The organism is Comamonas badia DSM 17552 (assembly GCF_000484635.1).
GTDB lineage: Bacteria > Pseudomonadota > Gammaproteobacteria > Burkholderiales > Burkholderiaceae_C > Comamonas_C > Comamonas_C badia.
Genome location: NZ_AXVM01000005.1, coordinates 357,047 through 367,419 on the forward strand (window position 1 = coordinate 357,047; position 10,373 = coordinate 367,419).

A 10,373-nucleotide genomic window follows, 5' to 3' on the forward strand; every position below is an offset into this window, starting at 1 on the left:
TTTGCCGCAACCCTTGCGGCGCCTGACGGAAATTATCTGCGTGATCCTGCGCCATACCTTCATTCCCTTGAACAATACCCGCCTTGCGCACCTGTGCGGGCCCGCCGACGAGTATCTGCGCAGCATCGAAATCGCGCTGCAGGTGAAGGTTGCGCATCGGCATGAGCAGTTCAAGGTGGAGGGCGCCAAGGCGCAGGCCACGCGCGCGATGGAGGTGCTGCAGGCGCTGTACGAGATGGCGGCGCGGCCCCTGCGCCCCGAACAGGTGCAGCTGGTGCTGGCCAGCGATCTGCAGCTGGCCGAAGATGCCGACGGCGCCATTCAGTTAAGCACGCGCCGTGCCGACCTGAAGGCGCGCACGCCCAACCAGAGCGTGTATCTGGCCAACATCGCGGCGCACGACATCACCTTCGGCATCGGCCCCGCGGGCACCGGCAAGACGTACCTGGCGGTGGCCTGCGCGGTCGATGCGCTGGAGAGGAACGGCGTGCAGCGCATCGTCCTCACGCGTCCGGCGGTGGAGGCGGGCGAGCGCCTGGGGTTTCTCCCGGGCGATCTGACGCAGAAGGTCGATCCCTACCTGCGCCCGCTCTATGACGCGCTGTACGAGCTGATGGGATTCGAGCGTGTGCAGAAAGCCTTCGAGCGCGCCCAGCTGGAGATCGCGCCGCTGGCCTTCATGCGCGGCAGGACGCTGAACAACGCCTTCGTCATCCTCGATGAAGCGCAGAACACCACGCCGGAACAGATGAAGATGTTCCTCACGCGCATCGGCTTTGGCTCCAGGGCCGTCGTGACGGGCGACATCAGCCAGGTGGATCTGCCCCGCGGGGCAACCAGCGGCCTGGTGGACGCGGAGCGTATCCTCAGGCGTGTGCAAGGCATCGCCACCACGCACTTCACCAGCGCCGATGTGGTGCGCCATCCGCTGGTGGCGCGCATCGTCGATGCCTATGATGCGCAGCGCAAGGCGCGCAGCGCGACCTGATTTTTCTGCCCTACCCCCATGATCCGTACTCTGCTCAAATCCAAGATTCACCGCGTGCGTGCCACGCTTTGCGACCTGCACTACGAGGGCTCCTGCGCCATCGATGAGGATCTGCTCGACGCAGCGGGCATCGTCGAAAACGAGCAGGTGCACATCTGGAACGTGGACAGCGGCCAGCGCTTCGTCACCTACGCCATCAAGGGCCAGCGCGGCAGCGGCATGATTTCCGTGAATGGATCGGCCGCGCGCCGCGCCTGCGTGGGCGATCTGCTCATCATCGCGGCCTTCGCGCAGGTGAGCGAGGAGGAACTGGCCACGCACCAGCCGCGCCTGGTCTTCGTCGACGAGAAAAACCGCCAGGTCTCGCTGACGCACAAGGTACCGACGCAGATGCTGTGAGCAACTATTTCAATAGCTGTCATCGCTTGCTGCATAAGCGTCATAGGCCCATTTTGTTGGTTAAATGAAACTCAGTGCCCTCGCGCTTTCCCTGCAGATCGCACGCGATGCGTCGCAGCACCGTGCGCTGCTGGCGCGCCACAAAGTCGCGCGCTGGATTCGCCACGCGCTCGACCGGCCTGCCGAGATCACGGTGCGCATCGTCGGCGAGGAGGAAGGCCGCGAGCTCAACCGCAGCTACCGCCACAAGGACTACGCCACCAATGTACTGACCTTCGATTACCAGCAGGAACCCACCGTGCTGGCCGATCTGGTGCTGTGCGCCCCGGTGGTGCAGCGCGAGGCGCGCGAACAGAACAAGACCCTGGAGGAGCACTACGCCCACCTGCTGGTGCACGGTGCGCTGCATGCCCAGGGCTGGGACCATGAAACCGGCGAGGACGATGCGCGTGCGATGGAAGCGCGCGAGACCACCATTCTTGCGGGGCTGGGCTTTTCAGATCCCTACGGGGGAGGTTGAGCGTTCGGCGTTGAGCGTTGAGCGAGGAAACCACCACAGGTATGCCTTGCCCCACGCCTCACGCCTCACGCCCCACGCCCCACGCCCCACGCCCCACGCCCCACGCCTCACGCCTCACGCCTCACGCCTCATGGACATCGCTCTTCTGCTCATCGCCGCTTTTTTCGCCGGCACGCTCAATGCCGTTGCCGGCGGCGGCAGCTTTCTCACGCTGCCCGCGCTGATTTTTGTGGGTGTGCCGCCGATCGTCGCCAATGCCACCGGCACGGTGGCGCTGCTGCCGGGCTATGTCGCCAGCATCGCCGGTTCGCGCGAGGACATGGAGCCGGCGCCCGGTCTGTCGATGCGCCTGGTGATCCTGCTTTCGTTGGTCGGTGGCGTGCTGGGTGCGGCGCTGCTGCTGGTGACTTCGGATGCCGCGTTCAATCGCCTGATTCCCTGGCTGTTGCTGCTGGCCACCGCCATGTTCGCCTTCGGGCCGCAGATCCGCCGCTGGGCCGACAGCCAGCGTGCCGAGGGCGCGCAGCCCTCGCGCGCAAAAGCGGTGGCGGGCTTGCTGCTGGTGGCGGGTTACGGCGGCTATTTCAACGGCGGCATGGGCATTCTGATGCTGGCGCTGTTCGGGCTGCTGGGCCAGACGCGGCTCAATGCAATGAACGCGATCAAGAATCTGGTGTCGACCCTGCTCACCGCGATTGCCGTGGCGATCTATGCGGTGGGCGGCATCGTGCAGTGGAAGGAAGCCCTCATCATGATGGTGGCCGCCACGCTTGGCGGCTACCTCGGCGCGCGCGGTGCGCGCAAGCTGCCGCCCGCCGTGCTGCGCTGGAGCATCGTCGTCATCGGGCTGGTGATGACGGTGCTGTTCTTCATCAAGCTGCGCTGATCCAGGCGGGAAGCTGGTGCATGTCGGCAAGCACATGCACCGCGCCAGCCTCGCGCAATTGCGCCTCGGTGTTGACGGCGCCCTGCGGCGGGCAGAAACCCACCACGGTGGCGCCTGCGGCAACGCCGGCGCGCACGCCGATGGCCGTGTCCTCCACCACCAGGCAGCGCCCGGGCGCCACGCCCAGGCTGGCGGCGGCGGCCAGGTACACGTCCGGCGCGGGCTTGCTGGCCGGCAGGTCGTGGCCGCTGAAGACATGCGCGCCGAAGTAGGGCGCCAGACCGACCTGCGCCAGCTGCATCTGCACCTTGGCCAGGTCCGCACCCGAGGCGCAGGCGATGCGCCCGCCAAGCCGCGCATGCAGCGTGCGCACGGCCTGCACGGCGCCGGGCATGGCTTGCAGCTCTGCGATCAAGCGTTCATTGCGCCGCGCGTAGAAGGCCGCCATCCAGGCATCGGTCAACGGCTGGCCGGTTTCGCGCTCGATGCGCTCGGTTTCGCTGCGCACCGCCTTGCCGATGAAGATGCGCAGGCACGCCTGCGGCGAAAGTGCCCAGCCGGCTTCGTTGAGCATCCGGCACAGCACGCCGTTGGTGATGGCTTCGCTGTCCACCAGCACGCCGTCGCAGTCGAAAAGCACTGCCTGAAAGCTCATTGCAATGTCGCCGGCGGGGCCAGGTCAAACAGCGTCGATTGCCCCATGCCCGGCAGCCACGATGCCACCCGGTCGCGCCCTTGCGCCTTGGCGGCGTACAGCGCGGTATCCGCGCGGTGCACCAGCTCATTGGCCAGTTCCAGTCCGGTCGGCTCGGTCGCGCCGGGCGCGGGCTGGGCGTGCGGCCAGACGCTGGCGGCGCCCACGCTGATGGTGACCGGGTGGCCGTCTTCGCCCGGCAGATGCTGCAGCCCCAGTTCGCGCACGGCGTGGCGCAGCCGCTCGCCGACGGTGCGTGCCTGCTCTTCATCCGTGCCGGGCAGCAGCACGGCGAATTCCTCGCCGCCGTAGCGCGCCACCAGATCGCCGGCGCGCCCGGTCGATTGCATCAGCGCCTGGGCCACGCGGCGCAGGCACTGGTCGCCCGCGACATGGCCGTGGTGGTCGTTGAAGGCCTTGAACAGGTCGATGTCGATCATCAGCAGCGCCACCGGCGTGTGGGCGCGCTGTGCCCGCGCCCATTCCTGCGACAGGGCTTCGTCCAATGCCAGCCGGTTGGCCACCTGCGTCAGCGGGTCCAGGCGCACCTGGGCTTCCAGCTCCTGGCGGTAGTGCTCCAGGCGCTCTTCCGTCAGCTTGCGCTCGGTGATGTCCTGCATCGTGCCGACGATGCGCGTGGCGGCGCCGGGCGCGTCCTGCATGAAGTCGCCGAGCACCTCGATCCAGCGTGTCGCCTGGTCGTTCACGCGCACGATGCGGTGCTGCATGCGCAGCGCGCGGCGGTCCTTGAGGGCCTGGCCGGTGTAGTCCCATACCCAGTTGCGATCGTGCGGGTGGACGGCGGCAAGCCAGTCTTCGCGCGATACCGTGGAGCGGCCGGCGAAGCCGTAAATCTCGGCCGCCATGGGCGAGATGGCGTAGCGCCGGGTCGCGGTATCGTAGGCGTAGTAGCCGATCGCCGCGGCCATTTGCGCCGCATCCAGCCACAGCATGTGCTCTTGCAGATCATGCTTGAGCGTGCGCTCGCGCTGCCAGGCGCTGCGCAGCCACAGCAGCACCAGGCTGCCGGTGAAGAGCAGCGCCAGGCTGGCGATCAGCAGCACCGCCAGTCCCTCGCGCTGCTCGCTGTCGGAGAAGGCTTCGGCGCGGTCCACCTTGGAGATGATCAGCCAGTCGCTTTCGGGGATGGCGCCGACGGTGGCCAGTACCGGCTGATTGCGGTAGTCCGACCCCTGAAGCGTGCCGCGCACGCCCTGCGCCAGCTGGGCGGCCACCGGATCCTGTGCATCCTTGGACGAGAGATGCAGACTCAGCGGCGGGTCATCGCGGTGGCGCAGCGGGCTCAGCATCTGCATGCCATCGCCTTCGCGCCGCACCAGCAGGGATTCCGCGCTCTGGCTGCTGGTGGGCCAGGTCTGCAGCAGCGGAAACAGCGTGGTGTTGGCATTCATCACCAGCCAGATCGCGCCCAGCGCCGTGCCCTGGGCATCAAACAAGGGCGCAAGCAGGCTGTAGAACGGGTAGCCAATGCCTTGGTCGCTGCGCAGCCCGACGACTGCGGGCACCGCCAGCTCAAAGGCACGCGCCAGCGCCTGCTGCTCCGCCACCGGCAGCTCGCCGCGGCGCGCGCCATGCGCTGCCAGCAGCAGCCGGCCCTGCGGGTTCACCAGCCAGGCGTTGCCGTACTGCAGGCGCTCGACCAGCGAGCGCAGCCGTTCACGCAACGCCACCTCTTCGGCCGGATTGCGCCCGGAAAGCCAGGCCGCGGTGGCATCGGCAAGCGTCGGATCGTCGCTGAGCATGCCGGCCTCGGCCACGCGCCGCGCACGCCACGTCGCGACGGAGCTCACCTGCAGCTCGTTGATCGCATTGAGCCCCGCTTCCACCTGGTGGCGAAAGCGTGCTTCGCGGTTGGCATAGCTGTTCCACAGGCCCCAGCCCGTGGCCGAAAAAACGGCGATCAGCAGCAGTGTGAGTGCGGCAAGGGTGCGCGGGGACTGTCGGGTAAGCGGGGCAGCGGGAGACATCTGCAGCAGTGGAGGCCGGGAAATGGAGCAGAGAAGGCTTACTATGTCACACTTCGAAACATGCCGAAATAGCCCGTTGGCACTATGCGCCGGGGGAGGCGTGGCACTCAACAAGGTGGTCAATGGCAGTGCGGACGGGCAGTCAGGGGTGTGCGGGCGCGGATGCGGATGCGGATTCAGGTGCCCTCTCGGGATGGCGTCGGCGCGAGGCGCTGGCAAGCCTGCTGGCATGCGGCAGTGCCGCGGCGGCCTGGGTGCGGCCGGCACAGGCTGCGGGTTCCGCGCGCCGCGTGACGCTGGGCACCACGCAGGAGCCCTCCAGTCTGGATCCCACCATGGATGCGCTGGCGGCCGTGGGCGGCGCCACGCACTACAACATCCTGGAGGGGCTCACCCGGATCGAGGAGAGCGGCAGCGTGGCGCCGCTGCTGGCCGAGCACTGGAGTGCCAGCGACGACGGGCTGCACTACCGCTTTCACCTGCGCCAGGGGGTGTATTTTCACGACGGCAGCGCGCTTGCCGCGCAGGCGGTGCGCTTCAGTTTCGAGCGCGCGGCCGCCCCCGGATCGACCAACAAGGCGCGCAAGGCGCTGTTTGCCAACATGGCGCGCATCGAGGCGCGCGGCACCCATCAGATCGACATCACGCTGCACCACGCGGATGCGCAGTTTCTCTTCCATCTGGGCGAAAACACGGCGGTGATCCTGCACCCCGACAGCGCGGGCCAGGCGGCCACGCAACCGGTCGGCACCGGGCCGTACCGGCTGGACCGCTGGACCAAGGGCCACAGCCTGCGCCTGGTGCGTGCGCCGCACCATGACCGCGGCACGCCGCAGATCGAGGAGGGCGTGTTCCGCTTCATCACCGACCCCGACCAGCAGGCGGCGGCGCTGGATGACGGCGAACTGGACTTTCTCTTCCAGTTCGCGACCCCGACGGTGCAGCGCTTCGAGCGCAACGCAGGCTTTCAACTGCTGGTGGGCGCGTCCAGCGGCAAGGCCATGCTGGCACTGAACAACCGGCGCAAACCGCTCGATGACGCGCGGGTGCGCCGCGCCCTCACGCATGCCATCGATCGCGAAAGCCTGATCCGCCAGGCCTTCGGCGGGCGCGGCGTCCCGATCGGCAGCCACTTCGCACCGACCGATCCGGGTTACCTGCACCTGGAAAGCCTGTACCCCTACAACCCCGAAACAGCACGCGCGCTGCTGGCGGAAGCGGGTGTGCGTACCCCTTTGCGCCTGCAGCTGGCGTTGCCGCCCACGCCGTACGCGGTCACCGGCGCGCCGCTGCTGGCCCACTACTTGGCGGCCGTGGGCATCCGCGTGGAACCGGTGCCCATGACGTGGGCGCAATGGCTGGCGGGGCCGTTCAAGGGCGATTTCGACATGACTTTCATCAACCATGTCGAGCCGCTGGACTACCTCATCTACACCGACCCGGCCTACTACTTTCACTACGACAGCAGCGCGTTTCGTGCGCTGGTCGCACGCCATGCCACGAGCACCAATGCGCGCGAGCGCCAGCAATTGTTTGCACGCATCCAGCGCTTTCTGGCCCATGACGCCGTCAACGCCTGGATCTATACGCCGCAGGTGGGCACGGTGGCGCGCAAGGGCCTGCGCGGCGCGTGGGTCAATTACCCCATCGTGGCGCACGACCTCGCGGCCATGTGGTGGGAATAGCGAAAAAATGGTGCCCGACGCAGTGAATACGGGCGCTGCCAGCTATGTATTCAATACTGAATGAGAGACCGCCGCGGCCCCGCGGGAGCTTCCTGCTGCGACAATCACCGGCATGAATCACACCTATGTGCTGACCTTGTCCTGCCCGGATCGCCTCGGGCTGGTGCACGCCGTCTCCGGCTTTCTGCTCGAACATGGCGGCAACATCGAAGAAGCCGCGCAATACAACGATCCGGCCACCGGCCTGTTTTTCATGCGGGTGCAGTTTTTCTGCGACCGGCATGACCATGCGGCGCTGACGGCGCGCCTTGCGGGGTTTGCCGAGCCCTACGCGATGCGCTGGAGCCTGCGCGACCGCGCGCGGCCCATGAAGACGGTGATCCTGGTGAGCCAGCAGGGCCATTGCCTGAACGACTTGCTGTTTCGCGTGAAAAGCGGTCTGCTGGCCGTCGAAGTGGCGGCCATCATCAGCAACCACCGCGATTTCTACCAACTGGCCGCCGGCTACGACATTCCGTTCCATCATCTGCCCGTCACCGCCGCCACCAAGGCGCAGGTGGAGCAGCGGCAGCTGGAGATCATCGATGCCGCAGGCGCCGAACTGGTGGTGCTGGCGCGCTACATGCAGATCCTGTCCAACGACATGTGCACCCGGCTGGCCGGGCGGGCGATCAATATCCACCACAGCTTCCTGCCGAGCTTCAAGGGTGCCAAGCCCTACTACCAGGCGCACGAGCGCGGTGTGAAGCTCATCGGCGCCACGGCGCACTACGTGACGGCCGACCTCGACGAAGGCCCGATCATCGAGCAGGACGTGGCGCGCGTGGACCATACCGATACGGTGGAAGACCTTGCCGCGCGCGGACGCGACACGGAAAGCCAGGTGCTGGCACGCGCCGTCAAATGGCACAGCGAGCACCGCGTGCTGCTGGACGGCCACAAGACGGTGGTGTTTCGGTAGCGGCCTTCAGCCGGAGAGCGTTTCCCAGCGTTCCAGGGCCTGCATCAGCAGGTCTTCAATGGCACCGTCGCGCTGGGCCAGCTGCGCTGCGCGTTCGTGGTCGCTCGCGTAGAGCGTGCCGTCGGCCAGCGTCTCGCGTAGCGCCTGCTGCTCCGCTTCCAACGCCTCGATCTGGGCGGGCAATTGCTCCAGCTCGCGCTGCTCTTTGTAGCTCAACTTCTTTTTTTGTAGCTTCTCGCGCTCTCCAGTATTGGGCTTGATGCTGGTTTTGCTTGAATTTTCGGGCGATGCGTCCTTGGGACTGGCCAGCGTGCGGCTGCGCCGGGATTGCGTCAGCCAATCTTCGACGTCGCCCTCGTATTCACGCCAGCGCCCCTCGCCTTCGCTGGCGATGATGCTGGTCACCACGTTATCGATGAAGCGCCGGTCGTGGCTCACGAGGAAGACCGTGCCGTCGTAGGTCTGCAGCAGTTCTTCCAGCAGTTCCAGCGTGTCGATATCGAGATCGTTGGTCGGCTCGTCCAGCACCAGCACATTCGCAGGGCGGGCGAACAGGCGCGCCAGCAGCAGGCGGTTGCGCTCGCCGCCCGAGAGCGAACGCACCGGAGAGTGCGCGCGTGCCGGGGAGAACAGGAAGTCGCCCAGGTAACTCTTCACATGCTTGCGCTCCTGGCCGATCTCTATCCATTCGCTGCCCGGGCTGATGAAGTCTTCCAGCGTGGCGTCCAGGTCCAGCTGCGCCCGCATCTGGTCAAAGTAGGCAATTTGCAGGTTGGCGCCGCGCTTGATTTCGCCGCTGTCCGGCTGCAGCTCGCCCAGCATCAGTTTGAGCAAGGTGGTCTTGCCCGCGCCGTTGGGGCCGATCAGACCGACCTTGTCGCCGCGCAAAATGGTGGCGGTGAAATCCGTGACGATCGCCTTGTCGCCAAACGCCTTGCCCACGTTCTCCAGTTGCGCCACGATCTTGCCCTGGTAGCCGCTGCTGCGGCCGGAATCCACATCCAGCTTCACGCGCCCCAGGGCGTTGCGCCGCTGCGCGTGCTCGCGGCGCAGGTCGTGCAGCCGCGTGATGCGGCTCTGGCTGCGTGTGCGACGCGCCTCCACGCCCTTGCGTATCCACACCTCTTCTTGGGCCAGCAGCTTGTCGGCCTTGGCGTTGATGGCCTCTTCCTGCGCCAGCTGGTCGGCCTTCTGTCGCTGGTAGGCCGCGAAATTGCCGGGGTAGGAATGGAGCTTGCCGCGATCGAGCTCCACGATGCGCGTGGCAATGCGGTCCAGAAAGCTGCGGTCGTGCGTGATCGTCACCACGCTGCCGGCAAAGCCCAGCAGCAGGTCCTCCAGCCACTCGATCGCCTCCAGGTCCAGATGGTTGGTCGGCTCGTCCAGCAGCAGCACATGGGGGCGTGCCACCAGCGCCTGGGCCAGTGCCACGCGCTTTTGCATGCCGCCCGAGAGCTCGCCCACCTTGCCGTCCCCATCCAGGTGCAGGCGCTGCAGGGCCTCCTGCACGCGCTGTTCCCAGTTCCATGCATCCAGCGCCTCGATCTCGGCCTGCAGGCTCGCAAGCTCTGCCGCATTGCCGGCATGCTGGTAGCGCTCGCGCAAGGCCTTCACCTGCGCAAGGCCCAGTGACACGGCCTCAAATACCGTCGTCTGCGCCTGCAATTCAGGCTCCTGCGCTACGTAGGCGATCCGGGTGCCCTGCTGCACTGCGAGCAGACCGTCGTCCAGGGCCGCCAGATTGGCCAGAATCTTGAGCAACGACGACTTGCCGGCGCCATTGCGCCCTATCAGTCCCACGCGCTCCTGCGCCTCCAGTGCAAAGCTGGCCTTGTCCAGCAGGGGCCAGTGCCCGAAGGCCAGCTGCCCATCCATCAGTGTCATCAGTGCCATGGGTGGAATTATCGAGGCGGGAAGGAGGTCATCCAAATTTTTTCCTCAACTTCTTGCGCGGTTCGTAAAAACGGGTATACAATGCAAGGCTTCGCTGATCGCAGCGCTTCTTTGCAAGGGATGCTCCCGGACTTGATCTGTGGGGTTTTTGTGGGGGAGAAGGGATCGTTAACAAGTTACAGCCGATAAGCGTGGGCGTTTGGTGGTGCTCCTGGTGAGTGCCTGCTGGGCTCGTCCTTTGGGATGGGTCTGAAACAAACGCTCATGGAGATAGAAGTGAAGTTCACTTCAATTCCGTTTTTATGAGTGAGGTCGCAAGACCTTAAATTTAACAAGATCGAACTGAAGAGTTTGATCCT

Annotated in this window: 9 protein-coding genes; 6 read left to right on the plus strand and 3 right to left on the minus strand. The window is 66.2% G+C overall.

Annotated features, from left to right (window positions below):
* The first annotated feature begins 40 nt into the window (after window positions 1-40).
* From K320_RS0112920 to K320_RS0112935, 4 genes are all read left to right on the plus strand, one after another.
* Window positions 41-988 carry a PhoH family protein gene (locus K320_RS0112920; RefSeq protein ID WP_024539260.1) on the plus strand — a complete coding sequence of 316 codons (948 nt, stop codon included), beginning with the start codon at window positions 41-43 and terminating at the stop codon, window positions 986-988.
* Window positions 989-1,006: 18 nt separating this feature from the next.
* Window positions 1,007-1,387: an aspartate 1-decarboxylase gene (gene panD, locus K320_RS0112925; protein WP_024539261.1), complete on the plus strand. Its 381-nt coding sequence runs from the start codon at window positions 1,007-1,009 to the stop codon at window positions 1,385-1,387.
* 64 nt (window positions 1,388-1,451) lie between these two features.
* Window positions 1,452-1,907: an rRNA maturation RNase YbeY gene (gene ybeY / locus K320_RS0112930; RefSeq protein WP_024539262.1), complete on the plus strand. Its 456-nt coding sequence runs from the start codon at window positions 1,452-1,454 to the stop codon at window positions 1,905-1,907.
* A 130-nt stretch (window positions 1,908-2,037) separates the two neighbouring features.
* Entirely contained in the window at window positions 2,038-2,793 is a 756-nt protein-coding gene (locus K320_RS0112935) for a sulfite exporter TauE/SafE family protein (RefSeq protein WP_024539263.1), read from the plus strand.
* On the opposite strand, the gene K320_RS0112940 is transcribed toward K320_RS0112935, so the two are convergent.
* Together K320_RS0112940 and K320_RS19665 are read right to left on the minus strand one after the other, a co-directional pair.
* Window positions 2,780-3,448 carry an HAD family hydrolase gene (locus tag K320_RS0112940; RefSeq protein ID WP_024539264.1) on the minus strand — a complete coding sequence of 223 codons (669 nt, stop codon included), beginning with the start codon at window positions 3,446-3,448 and terminating at the stop codon, window positions 2,780-2,782. The genes K320_RS0112935 and K320_RS0112940 overlap by 14 nt on opposite strands.
* Window positions 3,445-5,475, minus strand: coding sequence for a diguanylate cyclase domain-containing protein (locus K320_RS19665; protein WP_024539265.1), 2,031 nt, complete (start codon window positions 5,473-5,475; stop codon window positions 3,445-3,447). Before K320_RS19665 ends, K320_RS0112940 begins: the two co-directional genes overlap by 4 nt.
* Before the next feature lie 122 nt (window positions 5,476-5,597).
* Here K320_RS19665 and K320_RS0112950 point away from each other — a divergent pair, with 122 nt between their 5' ends.
* Window positions 5,598-7,160, plus strand: a complete 1,563-nt coding sequence (locus tag K320_RS0112950; protein WP_024539266.1) for an ABC transporter substrate-binding protein — start codon at window positions 5,598-5,600, stop codon at window positions 7,158-7,160.
* A gap of 112 nt (window positions 7,161-7,272) precedes the next feature.
* A complete protein-coding gene (purU, locus tag K320_RS0112955; RefSeq protein WP_024539267.1) occupies window positions 7,273-8,121 on the plus strand; it encodes a formyltetrahydrofolate deformylase in 849 nt (282 codons plus the stop codon).
* A 6-nt stretch (window positions 8,122-8,127) separates the two neighbouring features.
* Here purU and abc-f read toward each other — a convergent pair whose 3' ends face one another.
* Complete coding sequence (abc-f, locus tag K320_RS0112960) at window positions 8,128-10,014, minus strand: ribosomal protection-like ABC-F family protein (RefSeq protein ID WP_024539268.1); 1,887 nt, start codon at window positions 10,012-10,014, stop codon at window positions 8,128-8,130.
* Between the last annotated feature and the right edge of the window lie 359 nt (window positions 10,015-10,373).